Raw genomic sequence first — 22,237 nt, forward strand, 5'->3', positions numbered from 1 at the left:
TGGAGGGCAATATTGCGGAAATACCGAAGCGGTGCCGATTCGCAATAACGGCAGTGCTAAAGCAGGCGATTACTCAATAAGGGGCCAACTGTTTGCAACTTGCTTTATTCGTAACTGTTTTTACTGAAAAACAATCACCAACCAAACAGCACTATTAATTGTTTGGCTCTTTGCGGCACAGCCACCTCTCGTATACGTCTCTCGTCTATCTCTTGTCCCACGGTTTAGAAACGAGAGCTGTGCGGGAGTGGATAATTGGACGGTTTTTGAGCCAGCGGCGGCTTATTTCATCCGAATATCCACGCTCGTCCGTCGGGATATCCAGCTCTCGTGCGACAATCTGAAAAAGACCTCGCCCAATCAGCCGGCATCGTCTTCAGTTCGCTGCAGAGCCGCGCTCCATATGGGTATACTCTCGAGGATTCGACTCGATTCGCCCCCGCTGGGGCGTCAAAGGAGACTGCATATGCCCACCACCTCAACCGACCCGCGCGCTGCTGCTGCCGCGCTGCTGGTGCCCGGTACCACCTGCCACGGCTTTGCCGTCGAGCGCTGCGAGACCGTGCCCGAGCTCGACTCGAACGCCTACGTGCTGCGCCACACCGCATCGGGCGCTCGCCTGCTGTACCTGGCGTGCGACGACGAAAACAAGGCCTTTGCCATTGGCTTTAAGACGCCGCCGGCCGATTCCACCGGCGTGTTCCATATTCTTGAGCACTCGGTGCTGTGCGGGTCGGCCAAGTTCCCCGTCAAGGAGCCATTCGTCGATCTGATCAAGAGCTCCATGCAGACGTTCCTCAACGCCATGACCTACCCCGACAAAACCATCTACCCCGTTGCCACCACCAACGAGCAGGACCTGTACAACCTGATGGACGTGTACCTGGACGCGGTGTTCAACCCGGCCATCTATACCAAGCCCACCATTTTTGAACAGGAGGGCTGGCACTACGAGCTGGACCTGCCGGAGGGCGTCGAGGACGACGGCAGCGCCGCGAGCCTGCGCGAGGGCACGCTGCGCTATAACGGCGTGGTGTTCAACGAGATGAAGGGCGCGCTGTCCGACCCCATGAGCGTGCTGGACGACGCCGTCAACGCCGCGCTCTATCCCGACACCGCCTATGCGCACGAGAGCGGTGGCGACCCGCGCGCGATTCCCGCGCTCACCTACGAGCAGTTCCTGGATACGCACGCGCGCCACTACAATCCTTCCAATTCTTACATCACGCTCTACGGCGACCTGGACGTGGACCGCGCGCTGGCCTTTTTGGACGAGCGCTATCTGTCGCAGCCGAGCGCTGCGAGCCGCCGCATGGACGCTGCCGTTGCCGCCGGCGAGGACCCGTCTACGCTGGCTCCCAATCCGCTGGACGTGCAGGAGCCTGTGACCTGCGAGTATAAGCGCGTCGAGATGGCAACCACGCCCGAGAACGCCCTGGTAGGCCTGGGCCTGGTGCTGGGCAGCGCGCTCGACCGTAAGCGCACGATCGCGGCAGACATCCTGTTCGAGGCACTGCTGGGTTCCAACGAGGCACCAGTTAAGAAGGCCATTCTGGCCGCCGGCCTGGGCGGCAACGTGGTTAGCTACACCGCGGCCGAGAGCCTGCAGCCCTACGAGCTCATCATGCTGCAGAACGCGCAGCCCGGCGTGGCGCGCGAGCTGCGTCGCGTGTTCCAGGACGCCTGCCGCGACCTGTGCGAGCATGGCGTTCCGCGCGAGCGCCTGGAGGCTATCATCAGCAGCAACGAGTACGACCTGCGCCAGCGCGACTACGGTATCGCCGACGGCGTGGCCATTGCGTGCGACGCGCTGAGCACGTGGCTCTACGATGACGACGCCGCGACGCTGGCGCTCAAGTACGGACCGGTGTACGAAGAGCTGCGCGGCGAGCTGGACAGCAGCTACTTTGAGGACCTGCTGCGCGAGCTCGTGCTGGAAAACGACCACATGGCGCTGGTCGAGCTGGTTCCGGTAGACGCTGCCGAGGGTGCGGAGGGCGCCGAAGCTGCCGAGCTGGCTACCAAGCGCGACGCCATGACCGATGCCGAGCTGGCGGACGTGGTCGAGCGCACGGCCGCGCTGCGTGCCGCGCAGGAGGCGGAGGACACGCCCGAGGACAAGGCAACGCTGCCGCGCCTGCGTGTATCCGACATTGGAGAGGCGCGCCCCGAGCCGCCGCTGGTCGTGGACACGACCGCGCCCATCCCCTGCCTGCGCCACGGCATCCCCACCAACCGTCTGGCCTACGCCATGCAGTACTTCGACCTGAGCTGCGTCGCGTTTGAGGACCTGCCCTACGTGACACTGCTCTGCCGCCTGCTCAAGCAGCTGCCCACACGCGAGCACTCGGCCGAGGAGCTCGACAACCTGCTTGCCGGCAAGCTGGGCTTTTTGAGCTTTACGACCGAGGTCATGACGCAGCCCGACGTGGACGGCGTGCGCCCCTACCTGCTGGTGAGTGCCGGCGCCCTGTCCGAAAAGATCGACGCGCTGGCGAGCCTGCCGCGCGAGGTGTGGTCGAGCACGCTGTTGCTCGATGCCGACGCCGACCGCGTGCGCGACGTGCTCACGCAGATTCGCATTGGGCTTGAGCAAGGCTTTATCAACAACGGCCACTCGGCGGCGCTCGGTCGCGCGATGAGCTACAGCTCGCCTTCGGCCGTGGTTCGCGAGCAGCTTTCGGGCGCGGACTTCTACCTGTTCCTGCGCGATCTGCTCGAGCACTTTGACGAGCGCCTGGACGGCCTGCGCGCCAAGCTTGCCGAGCTGGCAGACCGCATCTTTGTGGCCGATGGCTGCCTGGCGAGCTTTACCGGCAGCGATGAGGACTTTGACGCGTACTGGGACGCCGCGGGCGACCTGGGGCTGGGCGCGGGCGACGGCGCCGATGCCGGCCGCAACGCGCTCGTGGTACCGGAGCCGCGCGACCGTCACGAGGCTTTTGTCATCCCCAGCGACATCTGCTTTGCGGCGTGCGCGTGCGATCCGCGCCGTCTGGACATCGACGTGACGGGCGCTTGGGCGGTTGCCGCCAACGCGCTCTCCTACGACTACCTGTGGAACGAGATCCGCGTGAAGGGCGGTGCGTACGGCTGCGGATTCCGCGCGGCCGGCGAGCGTCAGACGGCGTTCTACACCTACCGCGACCCGGCGGTCGATCCTTCGATTGAGCGCATGGAACGCGCGGGCGCATGGCTCGGCAGCTTTGAGCCCGACGAGGCCGCCTTTGAGGGCTTTATTGTGAGCTGCGTAAGCGGCATGGACGCACCGGTGAAGCCGTACGCGCTCACCAAGCGCCGCAATACGACCTACCTGGCCGGGCTCGATCCGCACGCCCGCGAGGAGCGCCGCGCCCAGATGCTCGCCGCCACGCCCGGTGAGCTGCGCTCGCTCGGCGCCGACGTAACGCGCATCGCAGCCGAGTCGCCCACCTGCGTCTTTGGCGGCCGCGACGTCATCGCCAAGAGCAACGCCGGCTTTAACGTCATCGACCTGCTGGGCTAACGCACAAAGGTAGATTTTTGGGACATGCCTAAAAATCTACCTTTTCTTTTTCCGCCGCTTGGGCGGGGCAGCTCAGCCCGTCCCACCAGTTTTGTCTCGATCTGTAACATCTAGGCGGCAATATCGGCTCCAGATGTTACAGATCAAGACGTTTCCGAATGGCGCCGGCTCTTTGTCTCGACCTGTAACAGCTAGGCCCATTTTTGCCGAGTTACTGTTACAGATCGAGACAAACCGCCGCAGACACCCGCCCTTCAGCAAAAACCACCCAAAGGTGTCTGCCCCCTTTGGGTGGTTTGCGAGTGGGCTGTTACTTGATAAACGGGTTCAGCCTGGCCGCCAGTGGATCGAGCTTGTACATGGTTGCAAAGCACTCACGGCCATAGTCGGAATCGTTGCTCCAGCTACCCTGGTCGACGTCGTACTCTGCATCCAGACGAATCCACTCCTCCGGCTTGTTCTTCTCGTGCTTGCTGCAGAAGTAGCGCTGGTACTCGACCTCGTGCTCAAACTCAAACTCGGCATCCGAACCGCGGCCGGCATACTCGTCGACCGACGTCAGGTTGCCGTGGTCGTCGTAGTAAAACTCCGCATAGCCGCCGCGCTCGGAATCGATCCTGTCGAGCTTTCCGTCGCTGTACGAATAATCCACCGCGGCATACGAGTTCAGCGAGCCGTAATCGTTGCCGTGCGAGTCATATGCCACAGGCGAGATACGCGAAATGTTGCCGTCCTTGTCATACTCATAGCCCGCGGTGATCGTCCACGTAGTTCCCACCGTGTCGCCCTGGCAGTCCAGCGTAAAGGACGTCACGCGATCCTTGTCGTATCCGTACGAATACACGACCGTCCGAGGATTGGCCGGGCTGGTATCGGTGTTGGTCACCATGTTGCCGTTCTGATAAATATACGTGCTCGCGCTCTCGCCGTAACCCGCATGGGTCGTCTTGTTGATCAGGTTTCCGTCCGCGTCGTAGGTAAACGTCGTGGTGCTCGACGAATCGCTAATGTCGGCATCGCAATCGATGCGCGTGACGTTACCGTCGGCGTCGTACGTAAACGTGTTGACGTTCTCGTAACCGCCCGCCAGATCTTCCTCAATCTCAGAGATACGATGCGTCTCGTCATGTTCAACGCTGTAGCTTACGCCGCCGCCTTGCTTGACGGCAGACGTGAAACCCGTGACGTAGCCGTTCTCGTCACGCTCGATCTCGTAGATATCGCCGTACTGGTCCGATTTATCGGTACCCTCGTAGGACACCGGCAGCCACAGCTCGTCAAGCTGTGTGTCCTTAATGCCGCTAACCTTCGTATCCTGCGGCAGCTCCAACGTGGCGAGCTTCTTTTTGCCCGAAAGATCGACGCTTTTGAGCTCCCCGGCATTTGAAAGATCGAGCTTCTCGATGTTGTCGCAACCATCCAGGTTAACGACGGTGACGTTGCTCGCCGAGTTAAGCTCAACGGTTTTAAGCTCGCCGCAGCCCGAAAGGTCCAGGTTGACGAGTTTGTCGTCGCCGGACTCCACTGTAACGATATTGGGGAATGTCTTGCCCAGGCCCTGCGTTGACGTAACGCCGTCCAGCTCGATCGACGTCACCGCCTTGGCCTCGTCGCGTGAAATGCGGCCGTCACCGTTAGTGTCGTACTTGGTCGAGACAAGCGCACGCATGCCGCTATCCGGGAAGGTCTTCTCGTCGATAGGCGTGGTCGCGATCTGCGTAAAGTAGAACAGCGCACCGCCGCCGATGCCCGCCGCCACGGCAAGCACCGCGGCAAGGGCGATGAGGGGCTTCTTGGAACGCTTTCGCCGTACGGGCTGCTGCACGGGCACGTATTGCTGAGGAGCGGGCGCGGCAGGCTGGGGTTGCTGCGCGGCCGCGACCTGGTCGGGTGCTACGGGCGCACCACAGACGGGGCAAAAGAGGGCGTCGTCGACAAGCGGCGTGCCACACGAGCGACAAAACATGACAGGCTCCTTTCGGTGCATTCTTTCCACCATGAAGGTAAACCCAAAAATGCAGCCCTTGTTGCGCAACATTCAGCCCAAACCACCACAAAGGGAACAGGCACCTTTGTGTTAGTTCGAACACTTGTTCTATACGTACACATGTTCTATAGTAGGGATGCTTGCATCGGACTTAAATTGCAACTAGGATATAGTTGCAGAATGTGAGGCGGGATGACGCGGACCGATAAACTCATCGCCCAACTGCTTAGCTGCCCTTCGACGTATCGGTATGCCGATTTTTTAAAAGTCATGGCTTCATATGGCTTTGAAATGGACAACAAAGGCAAGACATCCGGATCGCGCGTTCGCTTCTACAGGCCATCAGATGGCAGGATGTTCGTAATGCACGCGCCACATCCATCTGACGAATTGACAGCGGGGACCATTCGAAACATCGTTCGATTTCTGCAAGATGTCGGAGGTAGTCATGAGTAACGTTTTGGCATACAAGGGTTATTTCGCCCCAGTCGAGTTCGATGCCGAACAGCATGTGCTAACAGGTATGGTCACCGGCATTAGGGACGCAATCGTATTTGAAGGCTCTACGGCTGAAGAAGTGGAGCAATGCTTCCACGACGCCGTCGACGATTACCTTGAGCTTTGCGCCGAGAAGGGCAAGGAACCCGAGCGGGCTTTTAAGGGCTCGTTCAACGTAAGAACGGGTTCCGAGCTTCATAAGCAAGCAGCGCTGGCAGCGGCAAAGAAGGGTGAGTCACTCAATAAGTTTGTGACTGAAGCAATTGCTGCGGCGTTATAGCATTAACGCCTAGGCTCAAACCACCACAAAGGGGACAGGCACCTTTGTGGTGGTTTGGGGTGAATCCATCGCGTTTGCCCAGATAAAACCTGCCAAAATAAACCTGTCCCTTTTTGGTAGGTTTGGGAGAGAAGGTTGAGATGGATAAGGCTGAGTTGCGACGGGCGGTGATTGCTCGGCGCGATGCTATTGATTTGGATGTCCGGGCAGCGAAGTCTGCTGTTGTATGCGCGCGGCTTGTTGAGCTGATGGAGTCCAGCGGCACTGCGGGCCAACGCACCGTTGCCGTCTATGCCGCGATGGGTTCCGAAGTCGACCCCGCCGCGTTTGCCGCCGCGGCCGCCGCGCGTGGCTGGCGCGTAGCCTATCCGTGCATGCTCTCGGCAAGCGACGCCGCCGCATGCGGCCAGCGCATGTGCATGCGGGCGGTCGCCGCCGGCGATGTATCCACGGCTCCGTTTATCGCTCATCCCACGCGGTCCTTCGCGGCTACGGATATCGACAGCAATCGCTGCCCCATCGTGCCCGCCGCCGAGCTCGACATAGTTGTCGTGCCGCTCGTGGCTTTCGACCGCGCCGGCGCGCGCCTGGGCTACGGCGGAGGCTGCTACGACCGCTACCTGCCCACAGTTGCACCTGAATGCCTAATCGTCGGCATCGCCTTTGACGAACAGCGCGTCGACCACGTCCCCACCGACGCCCACGATCTGCCGCTGCCCAACATCGTCAGCGCCTAAATGCCGTTGTATCGTACCCGCAAGATAAGCGTGGAAAATCTCCCACTTTGGGCCTATTCGGGGGCAAAAAACGGGAGATTATCCACGCTCATTATTCAAACGTCCGATAATCCACGCTCGTGTGTCCGAAAATCCACGCTCAACCAAATCGCGTCTAAATTCCCACGCTCATCCGTCCGGATTTCCACGCTTGTGCAGCCAAACGCTCTGCAACTGCCTCAGCACGCACGCGGCACGCCGGCGACTTTGAGCTTGCGATCGAGCTTTGTCGGATCCCTTAGATCATCCCAGCACAAGCGCACGATCTTGCAGTTATCAAGCAGCGAAAGCCTCGACTCGCGCTGACGCTCATCGAACTGCGCCTTTGCGAGCTTGCCCTCCTCCGCCGCTTTCTCGCTTTTAACGAATCCGTCGAACTCACCGATAATCAGCTGGTCGCCCACGCGCCACAAGTAGTCGACGCGATACGGCCGTCCCGGCTCAACCGGGTCGAACAGCTCAACTTGCAGCTCCGGCATCTGCCAGCCGCGCTCGATCATCAGGGCACGCGCCTTGGACTCGCCACCGCTTTCCGACAGGCCATCGGCACACCGCGCAACCCTGCGCGCCATCACAACACCGCGACGATTCAGGCCAAGCTTATCGACCGTCTCAACGAGATGCTCCTTCGACAAAAGTTGCTCATGGAGTGCCGAATCCGCGATGATCAGTCCCTCGACAAACGATGCATCGACCAAGCAATCCGTAATCGTTTGATCGATATCGGTTACGGCGATATCCATCTGGGTGGCCCGTGTTTGACGAGCATAGCGATGACGAATGACCTGAGAGCCCGGCGTCGTCGATTGGGCCGGCATCGCGGCGATATGGATGTGCGTCAAATTGGCATGCGAAACCGAAAGGCCATAGATAACAGCCGCCGTATAGGAGCAAAATGTCCAGTCGGGGTGCTTTTGCGCAAGCGCCCGCACCCGATGCAGATAACGCTGCCGAAACTTGAGCTCGAACCAGTATTCCGGACGCGCATACAGCCCCGGCATGACCGCTTCGAGACTTCCCGCCTCCGCCCGCCGCTGAATCTGCTTTGCCTCCGCCGCCGTGCGCGCGTACACGCAGCTCATCTGCTGTTCGCATGCTTTAATGTGACTTGCAAGCCTTTGATTCGCCGTCATGTTTCCCATGTCGCCTCCCAAATCTTGGAACGGCGCAAACGTACCAGACGGTTTCATGCGAAGTCTGACCAAATACCGTCCAGGCGCTGACCAAATGCTTGACGGTTTTGGACGTTTTAGGCTGATGTCTTATATCTGCAGGTAGGGCGGTTGTCGAGAGGTCCCTGTCTCCACATTTTGAGGCCTTGGTCCATCGGATTATCAGAAAGAAAAACCCGTCGATATTCAAGACTACGCCAAATGCGACTTTGCCTCTGCACGCACCGTCGCTTAGCCGAGCCATCGGCATCTACATGCCTAAAAAATGAGCGTGGATAATCTCCCGTTTTGAGCCTAGTTTCAAGCCAAAAGTGGGAGATTATCCACGCTCGATTTGTAAATGTCCGAAAATCCACGCTCGTCCGTCCGGATATCCACGCTCGTCACGCCGCCGGCACAGCAGCAGCCGTAGCCTAGTGCTCCTCGCCGGCGCGAGCTAGGTCGTAGGGCGTGGTCTGGTAGACGTAGTAGTTGAGCCAGTTGGTGTAGAGCAACTGAGCCTGGCTGCGCCAGACGTTGCGCGGCTCGGCCGAGGGGTCGTCACCTGGGAAGTAATGCGCCGGCACTTGAGGGTTGAGGCCGCGCTTCACGTCGCGCTCGTACTCCAGACGCAGCGTGTCGGTATCGTACTCGGGATGGCCAAATACAAAGAAGCGACGGCTGTCGGTCGACTTGACGATGTACAGGCCCACCTCGTCGGACACGGCCACAACCTCAAGCTGCGGCTCGGCCTCCACGTCCTCACGGCGCACATCGGTGTTGCGCGAATGCACGGCATAGAAACGGTCGTCAAAGCCGCGAACCAGCGGGCTTTGAGGCTTCACCAGATAATGCTCGAACACGCCGCTCGCCTTTGCCGGCAGGTCGTGCTTCTGAATACCGTAGTGGTGATACAGGCCCGCCTGCGCGCCCCAACAAATGTGCAGCGTAGAGTGCACGTGTGTGGTGGACCAATCCATGATCTGGCAGAGTTCGGGCCAGTAGTCGACCTCCTCGAAGGGCATCTGCTCAACCGGCGCGCCCGTGATGATCAGGCCGTCGTAGTGGATGTCGCGGATGTCGTCGAACGTGCGGTAGAACGTCTCCAGGTGGCCAGCGCTCACGTGCGTGGCCTCGTGCGTTTTGGTGCGCAGCAGGTCCACCTCCACCTGCAGCGGCGTGTTGGAGAGCTTGCGCATGATTTGCGTCTCGGTGGCGATCTTGGTGGGCATGAGGTTGAGGATGAGCACGCGCAGCGGGCGGATGTCCTGGTGCAGCGCGCGGTACTCGGTCATGACAAAGATGTTCTCGCTCTCGAGCTGCGCGGCGGCAGGGAGGGCGTCGGGGATGCGAATGGGCATGGATGCTCCTTACGAGTCAGTTGCAGCTATGGTACAACGAGCGGCCCCATCCGCGCGAGCACATCGCCCAGCGATGCCGTCAGCGGCCCAAATCACCCCAAAAGTAGAGATTAGGGCATGTCCCAAAAATCTACGGCGCTTTAGTCTAGCAAAGTGGCAGCTGGACGCTACAATGGTTCGACGCGAAATACTCGGCCGAAAGGATACTCATATGTACCAGACGCGTAAGATCGGTGTGGTCGGCCAGGGCCACGTAGGAGCACATGTCGCCAACAGCCTGCTTATGCAGGGCATTGCCGACGAGCTGTACCTGTGCGATATCAACGAGGCCAAGGTGACGTCCGAGGTCCAGGACCTGCGCGACTCCCTTTCGTTTGTCCCGTATAACACCAAGATCGTCAACTGCTACGACCACTACGAGGAGCTGGCCTGCTGCGACGTCATCGTCAACGCCGCCGGTAAGGTCGCGCTGGCCGCTGGCAACCGCGACGGTGAGCTGTTCTTTACCACCGACGCCGCGCGCACCTTTGCCAAGCGCATCGTCGACGCCGGCTTCGACGGCATCTTTGTGAGCATCTCCAACCCCTGCGACGTCGTGTGCACCGAGCTGTGGCACCTGACCGGCTACGATCCCAAGAAGATCATCGGCTCGGGCTGCGGCCTGGACTCCGCCCGCCTGCGCACCGAGATCTCCAAGAAGGTCGGCGTGAGCCCCAAGTCCATCGACGCCTACATGATCGGCGAGCACGGCTTTAGCCAGCTGGCTGCCTTTAAGGCCGCGACCATCGCCGGCAAGAGCCTCAACGAGCTTCAGGCCGAGAACCCCGACAAGTACGCCTTTGACCACATGGAGGTCGAGGAGCTCGCGCGCAAGGGCGGCTATGTGACCTACCAGGGCAAGCAGTGCACCGAGTACGCCGTCGCCAACTCCGCCGCGCGCGTCTGCGCCGCCGTGCTGCACAACGAGCACGCCGTGCTTTCGGCCTCTACGCTTATGACCGGCCAGTATGGCGAGGAGGGCATTTTCACATCCTTGCCGTGCGTGATCGGCGCCGAGGGCGTCGAGGAGGTCTACACGCTCGACCTGTCCGAGTACGAGCTCGAGGGCTTCCACAAGAGCTGCCAGCACATTCGCGACAACATCGCCCAGCTCGACTGGTGGGACGCCGAGGCCTACGACGCAAAGTAGACCGCTGGCTGCCGCAACCTTGCGAATCGAAGCACGATACTAAGCGGGCCGCGCCGGAAATCCCCGGCGCGGCCCGCTTTTTTGACTCACGCAGTGCCCTTGCGAATCGAAAGTGAATACTTTTCCGCGAAGTGAACGAGCAAAAACGAGCCCCCGAAGCATCGACACTTTTCAGACGCCGTTTCCTGCGGTTTCGCCGAGTTTTCCCTGCAGTTTTGGCGTTAAAAAGTGTGGATGCTTCGGGGGTCCAAAATAGGTCGTTCACTTCGCGGAAAAGTATTCACCTTCGTTTTCGCGCAGACACGAATCCGGCCGCCACAACGCAAAACGGGGCCCGCGCGCAGCGTAGACCCCGTCGTGAGAGGTTATTCCCGGTATATTAGTACTGCTCGATGCCCATGTAGCGACGGATCTCGGGACTGTGGTCGAACACCTTGCCGCGGGCGGCGCGCAGCTCACAGCTCATCGCGTAGAAGAAGATCGGCTCCAGGAACGAACGCACGCTGGTAGGCACTTCGCCCACGCCATACTCAAGCGCGTCGAGCACCATGATCGTGTCGGTGTGCGTGTTGAGGAACGCCAGCGCGCGCTCCTCCATGGGGCGGCACTCGCCCGATCCGAGCTGCACAAAGTAGAATACGCCGGGCTCGGTGGCCTCGAACGGGCCGTGGAAATACTCGCCGGAGTGGATGTAACAGCAGTGCTGCCACTGCATCTCCATGAGCGAGCAGATGGCCATGGCGTAGGTCTGGCTAAAGTTGGGGCCGGACCCCAGGATATAGAAGAACTTGTGCTGCTGGCAGAGCTCGGCAAAGCGGGCGCCCAGCTCGGCGTTGACCTTCTCGCGGGCGGCGGGCAGCAGCGCATCCATCTGCTTGAGGCCCTCGTACATGTCGGCGAGTGCCTCGTAGCCTTCCTGCTGGTCGAGCAGCTCGGCGGCGATCAGAGCGCCGATGCCCTGCGGCACCTCGGCCTGCGACACGCCCTCGCCCCAGGGGTAGACCCAGGTGGTCCACTTGCCGTTGTCGATCTTGGAGCCCTCGCAGTCGGTGAGGGCGACGACCTCGGCGCCGGCTGCCAGCGCCATCTCGCAGCCGTCGACGACCTCTTGCGTGTTGCCGCTGTGGCTGCAGGCAATAACGAGCGACTTCGGCCCTAGGCTCTTGGGGGCCATCAGGCAAAACTCACGTGCCGTGTAGACCGTCGAGGTAAACGTGGTGGCCTCGCGCTTGAGCAGCTCGTTGGCCGGCATCAGGTCGATCATCGAACCGCCACAAGCGATCCAAAAGACGTTCTCGATCTTGCCTTTGCGCTCGATGATTTCCTGAATCAGATCATGTGCGTTCATGGTGATGCCTCCTTGTGTGGCAGTTTTGAACGACGACGGCTCGTACCTGCGGTCGTTCTATGTTGTCCTATTTATAGCACGCAAGCCGGCGTGGATGAAGCCATTTCACCAAACTTGTTCTATGTTGTTCTATCTATGGACGTTAGATGTCGAAGACGTAGCGCGAGCCCACGATCTTTTGGCGGCCGAGCAGTAGAGGGCGCCCGTCGGCGTCGGTAAAGTAGGCCTCCATATAGAAGAGCGGCTCGCCGACCGGCACCTCCAGCAGCGGGGCCGCCTGGGCATCCGCCAGCGCAATCTCCACGGTGCAGGAATCGGACTTGAGCGGCGCGCGACCCGAATGCTCGGCAACGAGTGCAAAGATTGAGTTATCGGCAAGGTCCTTATCGGCCAGCGTCTGCAGGTAGGGATGGTCGGCAAGCACAAAGGCGTTGTTCTCGAGCATGACGGGCACGCCGTCGGCCGTGCGCACGCGCTCGACCACGATGAGCTCGCAGCCGGGTTCCACACCAAAAAACGCCGCGTCCTCGCGCGTCGCCGCAACCACCGTACGCGATACCAAGCGTGCTCCGGCCACCATGTCGTTGGCGGCACAACCCTCGGTGAAGCTCTGTACGTCGCCCTTCTGGCGAATCTTGCGCTTGAGCTTGGGAGCGCATACAAAGGTGCCCCTCCCCTGCTGGCGGTTGAGGTAGCCCGCGCGCGACAGCTCCTCGATGGCACGGCGTACGGTGATGCGCCCCACGCCGTAGGACTTCGCGAGCTCCATCTCGGAAGGAATGCGCGAGCCGGCAGGGTACACGCCGCGGGCGATTTCACCCTTCAGGTCGTCCATAACCTGCTGGTACAGCGGCACGGCGGACACATCTGAGCTGCCGGTTTTATCGTCGAATGCCATCGTTACGCTCCATCCCGCGCATGCTCGGACTCAAATTCTTCAATCGACGCCATAAACTGCTCGCCAAAGGCGTCGGCCTTTTTCTCGCCAATGCCGTTGACCTGGATCAGCTCGGCACGCGTCTGAGGGCGCAGGCGGCACAGGCCGCGCAGGGCCTTGTCGGAGAAGACCATATACGGCGCCATCTCCAGCTCGGTCGAAATCTCCTTGCGCAGGGCGCGCAGACGCTCGAACAGCTCGGCATCGTCGCCCACGCGCGGGCGCTGATCCAGCTCGGCCTCCTCGCGCAGCAGATCCACCGCACGGCGGGCGCGTGCCGAGGCCTTGCGCTTGGACGCGCGACGCTTAACGGTAAAGGCGAACGCCTCGTCCTCGACCTCGCCGGCGCGCGGACCGAGCCCCACGACCGGGTACTGCCCCTGCGAGGTGGCCAGATAGCCACGGCCGCACAGCTGGCCGATGATGTCCTTGATGCGCCCGACCGATTCGCTCGACAGCTCACCGTAGCCGCAATCCTCGTCCAGATGCATCTGGCGAATGCGCTCGGTGTTGCCGCCGTGGAGCACGTCGGCGATGAGCGACTTGCCAAAGCGCATGGGGCGCGTGGCGACGTAGCGCACGGCGGCGCGGGCCATATCGGTGACGTCCTCGACCTCGAACTGCGTGAGGCAGTTGCTGCAGTTGCCGCAGCCCTCGGCGTCGTCCGTGGCGGCGCCGCCCGCAGCCGCATGCTCGGCTGCAGCCTCGTCGCCAAAGTAGCGCAGCATGTATTCGCGCAGACAGCCGGTGGTATTGCAGTAGCCCTCCATCTGGCTGAGCAGGCGATATCGATTTTGGAGCGCCCACGCGCGTTGCTCGTCGTCGAGCGCCTCGTCGGCCGCATCGCCGCGGTCGATCAAGAAGCGACGCATTCGAAAATCGTTTCCGTTCCACAGCAGGTGACAGCTGGCCGGATCGCCATCGCGGCCGGCGCGGCCCGCCTCTTGGTAGTATGCCTCGATGCTCTCGGGCACGTTGTTGTGGATCACGTAGCGCACGTTGGGCTTGTCGATGCCCATGCCAAAGGCGTTGGTGGCAACCATCACCTGAATATCGTCGTCGATAAAGGCGCGCTGGCTTTGGCGGCGGGCGTCATTACCCATGCCGGCATGGTAGCGGCCCACGCGAATGCCGCTGGGGCCCAGAGCCTCGGTAAGCTCTCCTGCCAGCGCATCGACGGTCTTGCGGGTCGAGCAATACACGATGCCGCTCTCGCTCGAATGCGCGATCACATAGTCGCGCACCCACGCGGCCTTGGCCTTGTCGCCCATCTCCTCGCAGCCAAAGTAGAGGTTCTTGCGATCGAAGCCCGTCACCACCGTCGCAGGGTTTTGCAGACCGAGCATCTGCTGAATGTCCGTGCGCACGCGCTCGGTCGCCGTAGCGGTAAAGGCCGCCACGATGGGGCGCCGCGGCAGGGAATCGATGAACTCGCGAATCTGCAGGTAGGCGGGGCGGAAATCCTGGCCCCACTGGCTCACGCAGTGGGCCTCGTCAATGGCCACGAGCGGCACGCCGATGCCGCCTTCGGCCGCAGCTTCCTGCGCAAAGGCTAAAAAGCGCGGCTCGAGCAGGCGCTCGGGCGCCACGTACATAAGCTGGTAGCGCCCCTCACGAGCACGTTTGAGCACGGTATTTTGCTGAGCCGGCGTAAGGCTGGAGTTGAGATAGCTGGGTCGCGCACCCGCCGCGAGCAACGCACGGGTCTGATCCTCCATAAGCGACAGCAGCGGACTCACCACAAAGGTGATACCGGGCAGCATGAGCGCGGGCACCTGGTAGCAAATGGACTTGCCGGCGCCCGTGGGCATAACGCCCAGCGCGTCGCAACCGGCAAGGATCGCATCGACCATGCGGTCCTGCCCCGGGCGAAACGAGGTGTAGCCAAAATAGGCGCCGAGCGTGTCGAGCGCCATCTGCTGCATGCTTTCGGTCATGGTTTCCTAACGTCCAAGTCATCTGCCGCCGATTATACGCCGCCACGCGGACCGGCGCCGCCCGGCTGCCGGCCACGGGCGATGCAATCCGAAGGGAACGAGCGTGGATTTTTGGACACTTTCCGGATGAGCGTGGATAATCTCCCACTTTGAGGTCATAACCGAGCCAAAAACGGGAGATTATCCACGCTCATTCTATGGGTAGTCGATGTTTTGGCAATGTCAGCGAAAGCCCGCCAGAGCGAGCAAGGTGCCTTGAAACAAGGCGGCATTGACCTTCTGGTCATGCCGCCGAAGTTGAAAGGCAGATTGCCGCTCTGGCGGGCTTGTAGCGTCGAGCCGTTGCGCGGTTTGGAAAACCGCGCAACTAGAGCTACATCACCATGACGTAGCGGCTACCCACGTAGTACTGTTTGCCGAGCAAAACCGGCTCATCGTTGGGACCGGTAAAGCCGGCGCGCAGGTTGAGCAGCGGATCATGCGGGGCAATGCCCAGCTCGGCCGCCTGCTCGGCATTGGCGCGAACGGCCTCGACCGTACGGTAGCCAACCGAGACAATCGGCGTTCCGCCAACACGCTCGACCTCGGCAAAAATCGACTTGTCCTCAAGATCGGCCGTCAACAGCTCACGGTAGGCGTCAAACGGCACAAAGATGTTCTCCTCAAATATGGGCTCGCCGTCGGCCGTACGCACGCGCTTGATATGCAGCAGCAGCGCGTCCTTCTGCAAACCAAAGAACTCCATCTCGTTTTGGCGCGCCGGAACAATCTGGCGATCGACCACATGCGCACCGGCCTTCATGCCGTTGTTGGCACACAGCGCGGTAAACGTCTGCAGCGTCGAGGCGTGGAACTGGCGATTGATGTGCGGCGTGGAGACAAAGGTGCCGCGGCCCTGCTGCTTAACCAGGTAGCCATCGGAGCACAACTCCTCGACGGCGCGACGCACCGTAATTCGGCTCACGTCGTACTGCTCGGCTAGCTCAAGCTCGGACGGAATACGCTCCTTGGGTGCATAAACACCTTTCTCGATCGCATCCTTGATCTCGTCATAAATCTGCTGGTAAAGCGGTGCATTTTTGGGCGCAGGCATATCTAATCACTCTTATCGGAATATCGAAATAACTAATACGTATATAACGTCTAGTTTCATGTTACCTCATATTGATAAAACGATACACCCTCCCTACCAAAAAGCGACAGCTTCTTTTTGGTAGGTTTTATCTGGGCAAACGAGAGCCTCCCGAAAGCAGCGAGGCTTTCGGGAGGCTCAAGCGGACAGGATTGCGCCAGGCCAGCAAAATGCCAAAACCCTACTTGCCGTCGTCCTGCTGCAGGCTGTCCTGCTCGCTGAGGCGCGCCTGCCTGCTGGCCATGCGTGCGGGCTTGTCGGGATCGGGTACGGCCGTGGGCATGGGCTCGTCGACATGACCGCCCCACCAGCCGCCCACAAAGTTGAGCGTGTGGAACACATTGACCACGGCACCGGGATCAATGTCGCACACCAGCTTGATAATGTCCTGGCTCTCGTAAGTCGAGACAACGGCGTGCAGCAGGTACATCTTCTCGCGGCTGTATCCGCCAATGACCTCGGCGCAGCTAATGCCGTGCTGAAAATGGTCAACATAGGCGGTCATGACCTCGTCCGCCTTGCGCGTCGTGATCTGCAGCGTCACGCGGTCGTAGCGACGATAGAAGCTGTCGATGGTCTTGGTCGAAATAAACTGGAACACGATGGAGTACGCCGCCTTGTCCCAGCCAAACATAAAGCCAAAGATCGCCAGGATAAAGCAGTTGAAACCAAAGATGACGCCCCAGATGGTCTTGCCCGTGTGGTTGGAAACCCACAGCGCGATAAAGTCGGTGCCGCCGGTGGATGCGCCGGATTTAAGCGCGATGGCAGCGCCCAGACCCGAGACCACGCCGCCAAAAATGATGAGCATGATCTTGTCGCCCAAAAACGGAGCGAAGTGAAAGACGTTGAGAAACAGCGATGAGAGCATGACCTGCATCATCGAGAAGATGACGAAGCGCTTGCTAATGCCGCTCCAACATAGGAGCGCCACGGGGATGTTGAGCGCGAGCATACCGAGCGAGATGTCGATGTGAACGCCGCCGAGCGAGGTAACGCGATCGAGCAGGACCGCGACGCCGGTAAGACCGCTCGGAAGCAGGTCGGCGGGCTGGATGAACGCCTGGATCAGAAATGTCTGGAGAACGGCGGAAATTGTGACCGCCACTGCAGTAATGGCGCGGCGGACGATGGTGAGACGGCCGAGCACGAGCACTCGGTCCGTGAGCTGATCGATGGCGTTCGCCACGCGGGCTCCTTTCGAAGGCAAATCTAGTTGTGAGGCATGTCGGCGATTGTAGCACGGAGCGTGCGAGGGCGCTTCAATTCGCCCTCCCTCGACAACCAAAACGGGACCAGCAACCCCACGACCAAAGGCCCAAATTACAAGTGAGTAGACTTTTTACGATCTGCAGAGCGCACCCAAAAACCGCCACCCCTGTGACCTGCGGTTTTACAAAGGAAGATATGCATTGTGCTCGGCCTGCGTCAAAAGATCTACTCACTTAGCCCGAATCGAAGCCAAACGGATCAAAATCGAAACCAAATTGAGCCAGTCCACCGCAAAAAACGTTTGAACCCGTGCTTCTCGCGGCGGATTGACACTACAAAGCGGCCAAAATGTCGGTCAGATTATCGATAACGGCATCGGCTCGCGATTGATCGAGGTTGACGCCCTCGTGCGGACGCAGCGCCAGGACGCGGGCGCCGGAGCGCTTGCCGGCCTCGATGCCCAAAGGCGAGTCCTCGATAACCAGGCATTCGGCAGGCTCCACCCCCAGCGCCTCCATGGCACGCAAATAGATCTCGGGATCGGGCTTAAACGCACTGCACTCGTGACCGCTGATGGTGTAGTCCAGCACATCGGCAATGCCGGCAATCTCCACCAGCTCGTCAATAAGCTCGCGATAGGACGAGCTCGCGATGGCACACTTCACGCCGCGCTCGTGCAGCTCACGCATCACCGGCTCCGTCTGCTCGTTGAGCAGCTCGGCATACGGAACGGGGTGGTCCGGGCTGTAGACCTGCTTATACTCCACGCGCAGGCGCTCGCGCAGCTCAACATCGTCGGGCACCAGCGCCTCCCAAATGGCCGGCTCGTTAGACCCCGAAAGATCGGGGATCTCGTCAAAATGGAACCCCTTCTCTTCCATAAACGCCACGCGACGACGGTTGTAGAACCACTCGGTATCGACCAGCACGCCGTCCATATCAAACAGCACTGCTTTGATCATACGCATCTCCTCCCACCTGCCAAAAAGGGACAGGTTTATTTTGGTAGGTTTTATCTGGGGTTTTGCGGCGCGACAGACACGCCCTTCCCAGAGCAAAAAAGGGGACGGGGCGCAAACCCCATCCCCTCTCAATCAACCCGTAAGGTCTACTTACTTGTGATTAGTAGGAAAGCTTCCACATGTAGCGACGCATGGTCAGCGGGTGCTGACGGGCCTCGGCGATCTGGTTGCCATACTCGCGCATAACGGCGAGGTGCAGCAGCGGGTTGAAGTAGGTGACGACGCTCGCGGGCACGGCGTCAGCCAGGCCGTAGTCCTTGGAGTCGATCAGAGCGACCTTGGCGCCCATGCGCTCAAGGAAGGTGAGGGCGCGGGCATCCATCGGACGGGTAGCGCCATCGGACATGAAGAAGACGTAGGGCTTACCCTCGGTGGAAACCTCGAACGGGCCGTGGAAGTACTCGCCGGTGTTGTAGGCGGCGGCGTCGATCCACTGCATCTCGGTGAACAGGAAGGCGGCGTGAGAATAAGCCATCTTCTCGGAGGCACCGGAAGCCATGAAGTAGATCATCTTGTCGTCCTTGAAGTCCTCAGCGAACTTCTTGGCGAGCTTCTTGCAGTGCTGAGCGGCGTTCTCGCAGAGCTCGAAGACGTTGGTGAGGCCGGTGATCATGTCCTCGTAGTGGTCATAGCCCTCGGTCTGCTGAAGGATCTCGACAGCAAGAGCGATGGCGTAGCCGGGCTTCTCGCACTTGGCAGCGAAGTTGGCGTGGAAGCCGTGAACGATGACGTAATCAGCGTCGACGGTCAGAGCGGAGCCAGCCTTGTTGGTGAGGGAGACGACCGGGCAGTTGTGCTTCTTGGCGGTCTTGTTGGCCTCGACGGTCTCGGGCGTGGAGCCACCGAGGGAGCAGGTGATCACGAAGGTGTGCTCGTTGACCCAGGAGGGCGTGTCGTAGTTGAACTCGTTAGCGGTGAAGATCTGAACGTTCAGCTTGTCCGTGTTGTTGGCCAGGAAGTACTTGGCGGGGTAAAGGTCGGACATGGAAGCGCCGCAGCCGACGAAGGCGACGCTGTGGATCTCGTGGTTGGACAGGACGTCAGCGACGATCTGCTTAGGGAGGTTAAGGTCGATCTCGTACATCTGACACATTCCTTTCGATTTTTTGCGGCGCCACATTGCCGGACGCACGCAGGGTTACCGTAATTTGGACCGAGTCGCCGGCCCGTTGAGGATGCGACAAAGGGACTGTCCCTTTGACACATTTGGGGATGGAAGCCTGCCTGGGGTATGGGATGCCAGGCAGGCCCCCGGGGGAAAGCGGTTAGACGCTTAGTCGCGACTAGGCCAGGATGCCGGCCGCGGAGAGGGCGATGCCGCCCACGATGGCGATCACGAGAAGCCAACCGGTGTTGACGTTCTTCTTGATGAGCCAGTACATAAGGCCGGTGAGGCCAAGGGAGATCATCTGGGGCATCATGCCGTCCAGGATGTCCTGGATAACGACGGTGCCCTCAGCGAACTGCAGCGGGGTGGTGGCGCCAATCAGCGTGGCGATCATGCCGCCCACGGACATAAGACCCACGATGCCGCAGACATACATGAGCTTCTCCATGAGGTCGCCGCCCTGAAGCTTGCTCAGGTACTCGTGGCCGCCCTGATAGCCCATCTTGGCTGCGAACCAAGTGATCAGCACGGAGGGGACGATGGAGATGAGCATGGCCAGGATCGGGCCCATGATGGAGCCCTGCTGAGCCAGCTGAACGCCCAGACCAAAGGCGATAACGCGGATGGTGCCTTGGAAGAAGGAGTCACCGATGCCGGAAAGCGGACCCATGAGGGAGGTCTTGACCGCGTTGATCGAATCGGGGTCGAAGTTCTCGGGATCCTTGGCGTACTCCTCCTCCATGGAGGCGGAGAGGCCCAGGATGAAAGCGCTCGTCTGCGGGGTGCAGTTGTAGAACGCCATGTGACGGTGGTAAGCCTCTTTCTTAGCAGCGAGCTGCTTGGGATCGGACTCATCCGGATAGAGGCGATCGAGCGTGGGAACCATGCCGTAGAGGAAGCCCATGTTCATCTGACGCTCGTAGTTCCAAGAGGCCTGGATGGCCCAGGAGCGCCAGAAGAACTGGCTGACCTTCTTGTTCAGGGACACGTCCTTGGTTGCGGTTGCCATAGTGTGTTCCTCCTTAGTCTTCGTCGTCTTCGAGCGGATCGTAGTCGGAATCGACACCGGCGGCTGCATGGGAACCGTTGAACTTGAAGCCCATGAAGACGACAGCCAGGCACACACCGATCAGAGCGACCGCGATGACGGACAGGTTGAGGTAAGCAGCGAGCAGGAAACCGATGAACAGGAACGGAGTCATACCCTTCTTGATCATCATGGTGAGCAGCAGGGCCAAGCCGTAGGCAGTCATGATCTTGGTCGAAACGTTAAGACCAGTGGACAGCCACTCGGGAACCATGTTGACGATGGCCTGAACCAGGTCGGTGCCAACAAAGACGGCGAGGAAGATCGGCAGGAAGTACATGATGGCGTACAGACCGGAGCCGGCGCAGATGTGCATACGGTAGGCGGTCTTGAAGTTACCGTTATCGATCGCGCTATCTGCCACATGGGTGAGGGCGGCGATGATGGAACGGAACACGATGCCGAGGAGCTGACCCAGGACGGCGACCGGGATGGCGATCGTCATGGCGGTCTCGGCGGAAGCATCGGTCAGGCACGCAAAGGCAGCGGCCACGATGCCGCCCAGGACCATATCGGGCGGAACGGCGGCGCCGACCTGCACCAGGCCCATGGACACGAGCTCGACGGCGGCACCGACGGCAAGGCCGGTGGGCACATCGCCCAGCAGCAGACCGACGAGCGTAGCGCCAACGAGGGGCTGCTCGAAGTTAAGACGACCGAGCAGGCGGGAGTCCCACATGCAGAACACGCCGACGAGGCCGACGAGCACCGCACTGATGAACGTATTCATACCCTTCTCCTTTCAGTCAGGCAAAAGCCTGGTTGATTACAGCTTGGCGTCGATGTCGACGCTCTGATACGTAGGGGTCTGCTGGACGTAGAGCTTGATGCCCATGTCGAGCAGCTGGTTGACGTCGGCCTTCTGGGTGGCGTCGAGGAAGACGGAGCTGTCCTTGCCGCCGACCTGCTCGGCACCGTCGTGGTTGGCGGTGGCGCCCAGGTTGATGGCGTCGAGCTTGTAGCCCTGGCAGAACTGCAGCATCTCGGCCGTGTTGCCAAAGACGAACATGACGCGCTCGCCGAGGGTGTTGAGCTTGTCCATCTTGGCGAGGGCACGCTCGACGGTGAAGACGTTCAGGCGCACGCCCTGGGGCTTGGCCAGCTTAAGAGCGCCCTTCTTGATGTCATCGTTGGCGGCAGCGTTGTCGACGACGATGATGCGCTCGGCCTGGACCTTGGTGGTCCAGGTAAAGACGACCTGGCCGTGCAGCAGACGGTAGTCAAGACGTGCGAGGACGATCTTGGCGGGACCGGAGCTGTGACGGGACGCCTTGGCCTTCTTGGCGGGAGCCGCGGCGAACTCGACCGGTGCGTTGGGGTTGGTCAGACCGGTGCGGGCCTCGTTGATGAGGGCCGCGAGCTCGGCGCCCTTGACGGGGGCGGGGCTCATAGCGAGCGTGAGCGCCAGCGGGATGTTGAAACCGCTGACAACCGTGAACTTCGTGCCGTTCTTGGAAAGCTCGACCATGTTGTTGTTGACCGAGCTACCGAGCATATCGGTTAGCACATACACGGTGTCGTCCGCGTTGAACGTGGCGATCATAGCCTCAACCTTATTGGTGATGGGCTCCTTGTCGTCACGAGCAAGCGACACGACGTGGACGTTCGACACGTCGCCGAGAACCATCTCGAGCGTGTCTTTGGCGCCTGCGGCCAGGCCGCCATGAGATGCGAGAATGATCTGATTCATCTTGCCTCCTCCTTTTC

At 60.5% G+C, this 22,237-nt stretch carries 18 protein-coding genes; 5 read left to right on the top strand and 13 right to left on the bottom strand.

Annotated elements, in window-relative coordinates:
• The first annotated feature begins 466 nt into the window (after positions 1 to 466).
• Positions 467 to 3,505, top strand: a complete 3,039-nt coding sequence (locus ACEXKH_RS07945; protein ID WP_373573707.1) for an insulinase family protein — start codon at positions 467 to 469, stop codon at positions 3,503 to 3,505.
• Between the two features lie 310 nt (positions 3,506 to 3,815).
• On the opposite strand, the gene ACEXKH_RS07950 is transcribed toward ACEXKH_RS07945, so the two are convergent.
• Entirely contained in the window at positions 3,816 to 5,471 is a 1,656-nt protein-coding gene (locus ACEXKH_RS07950) for a zinc-ribbon domain-containing protein (RefSeq protein ID WP_373573708.1), read from the bottom strand.
• Between the two features lie 213 nt (positions 5,472 to 5,684).
• On the opposite strand from ACEXKH_RS07950, the gene ACEXKH_RS07955 reads away from it, so the two are divergent.
• The 3 genes from ACEXKH_RS07955 to ACEXKH_RS07965 all read left to right on the top strand — a co-directional run bounded on the left by ACEXKH_RS07955 (position 5,685) and on the right by ACEXKH_RS07965 (position 7,007).
• The gene (locus tag ACEXKH_RS07955) at positions 5,685 to 5,948 is read left to right on the top strand and encodes a type II toxin-antitoxin system HicA family toxin (protein WP_195239529.1); all 264 of its coding nucleotides are present in this window, start codon (positions 5,685 to 5,687) and stop codon (positions 5,946 to 5,948) included.
• Positions 5,941 to 6,270: a type II toxin-antitoxin system HicB family antitoxin gene (locus ACEXKH_RS07960; protein WP_373573709.1), complete on the top strand. Its 330-nt coding sequence runs from the start codon at positions 5,941 to 5,943 to the stop codon at positions 6,268 to 6,270. Before ACEXKH_RS07955 ends, ACEXKH_RS07960 begins: the two co-directional genes overlap by 8 nt.
• Positions 6,271 to 6,410: 140 nt before the next feature.
• On the top strand, positions 6,411 to 7,007 hold the full coding sequence (locus tag ACEXKH_RS07965; RefSeq protein WP_373573710.1) for a 5-formyltetrahydrofolate cyclo-ligase: 597 nt from the start codon (positions 6,411 to 6,413) through the stop codon (positions 7,005 to 7,007).
• Between the two features lie 218 nt (positions 7,008 to 7,225).
• Here the strand turns inward: ACEXKH_RS07965 and ACEXKH_RS07970 are convergent, their stop codons facing one another.
• Positions 7,226 to 8,188 (bottom strand): hypothetical protein, encoded by a 963-nt coding sequence (locus ACEXKH_RS07970; RefSeq protein WP_373573711.1) that lies wholly within the window; start codon positions 8,186 to 8,188, stop codon positions 7,226 to 7,228.
• Positions 8,189 to 8,631: 443 nt separating this feature from the next.
• A complete protein-coding gene (gene metA / locus ACEXKH_RS07975) occupies positions 8,632 to 9,558 on the bottom strand; it encodes a homoserine O-acetyltransferase MetA (RefSeq protein WP_373573712.1) in 927 nt (308 codons plus the stop codon).
• Between the two features lie 211 nt (positions 9,559 to 9,769).
• Between metA and ACEXKH_RS07980 the strand changes: the two genes are divergently transcribed.
• Positions 9,770 to 10,747 carry an L-lactate dehydrogenase gene (locus tag ACEXKH_RS07980; RefSeq protein WP_118066164.1) on the top strand — a complete coding sequence of 326 codons (978 nt, stop codon included), beginning with the start codon at positions 9,770 to 9,772 and terminating at the stop codon, positions 10,745 to 10,747.
• Positions 10,748 to 11,126: 379 nt separating this feature from the next.
• On the opposite strand, the gene ACEXKH_RS07985 is transcribed toward ACEXKH_RS07980, so the two are convergent.
• The 10 genes from ACEXKH_RS07985 to ACEXKH_RS08030 all read right to left on the bottom strand — a co-directional run bounded on the left by ACEXKH_RS07985 (position 11,127) and on the right by ACEXKH_RS08030 (position 22,220).
• Complete coding sequence (locus ACEXKH_RS07985; RefSeq protein WP_373573713.1) at positions 11,127 to 12,095, bottom strand: SIS domain-containing protein; 969 nt, start codon at positions 12,093 to 12,095, stop codon at positions 11,127 to 11,129.
• Between the two features lie 142 nt (positions 12,096 to 12,237).
• Entirely contained in the window at positions 12,238 to 12,993 is a 756-nt protein-coding gene (locus tag ACEXKH_RS07990) for a GntR family transcriptional regulator (RefSeq protein WP_373573714.1), read from the bottom strand.
• A 2-nt stretch (positions 12,994 to 12,995) separates the two neighbouring features.
• Positions 12,996 to 14,969: a RecQ family ATP-dependent DNA helicase gene (locus tag ACEXKH_RS07995; protein ID WP_373573715.1), complete on the bottom strand. Its 1,974-nt coding sequence runs from the start codon at positions 14,967 to 14,969 to the stop codon at positions 12,996 to 12,998.
• A gap of 373 nt (positions 14,970 to 15,342) precedes the next feature.
• Positions 15,343 to 16,062, bottom strand: a complete 720-nt coding sequence (locus ACEXKH_RS08000; RefSeq protein WP_250787060.1) for a GntR family transcriptional regulator — start codon at positions 16,060 to 16,062, stop codon at positions 15,343 to 15,345.
• A 220-nt stretch (positions 16,063 to 16,282) separates the two neighbouring features.
• Positions 16,283 to 17,290 carry a YitT family protein gene (locus ACEXKH_RS08005; protein ID WP_373573716.1) on the bottom strand — a complete coding sequence of 336 codons (1,008 nt, stop codon included), beginning with the start codon at positions 17,288 to 17,290 and terminating at the stop codon, positions 16,283 to 16,285.
• A gap of 355 nt (positions 17,291 to 17,645) precedes the next feature.
• Positions 17,646 to 18,275 carry an HAD family hydrolase gene (locus ACEXKH_RS08010; protein WP_343006533.1) on the bottom strand — a complete coding sequence of 210 codons (630 nt, stop codon included), beginning with the start codon at positions 18,273 to 18,275 and terminating at the stop codon, positions 17,646 to 17,648.
• 160 nt (positions 18,276 to 18,435) lie between these two features.
• Positions 18,436 to 19,419, bottom strand: coding sequence for an SIS domain-containing protein (locus ACEXKH_RS08015; RefSeq protein WP_230317570.1), 984 nt, complete (start codon positions 19,417 to 19,419; stop codon positions 18,436 to 18,438).
• A gap of 199 nt (positions 19,420 to 19,618) precedes the next feature.
• Entirely contained in the window at positions 19,619 to 20,452 is an 834-nt protein-coding gene (locus ACEXKH_RS08020; protein ID WP_035136780.1) for a PTS system mannose/fructose/sorbose family transporter subunit IID, read from the bottom strand.
• Between the two features lie 13 nt (positions 20,453 to 20,465).
• Positions 20,466 to 21,260: a PTS mannose/fructose/sorbose/N-acetylgalactosamine transporter subunit IIC gene (locus ACEXKH_RS08025; protein ID WP_117776742.1), complete on the bottom strand. Its 795-nt coding sequence runs from the start codon at positions 21,258 to 21,260 to the stop codon at positions 20,466 to 20,468.
• A 36-nt stretch (positions 21,261 to 21,296) separates the two neighbouring features.
• On the bottom strand, positions 21,297 to 22,220 hold the full coding sequence (locus ACEXKH_RS08030) for a PTS mannose/fructose/sorbose transporter subunit IIAB (protein WP_373573717.1): 924 nt from the start codon (positions 22,218 to 22,220) through the stop codon (positions 21,297 to 21,299).
• Between the last annotated feature and the right edge of the window lie 17 nt (positions 22,221 to 22,237).

The organism is Collinsella aerofaciens ATCC 25986 (assembly GCF_964259375.1).
GTDB classification, from domain to species: domain Bacteria; phylum Actinomycetota; class Coriobacteriia; order Coriobacteriales; family Coriobacteriaceae; genus Collinsella; species Collinsella aerofaciens_BO.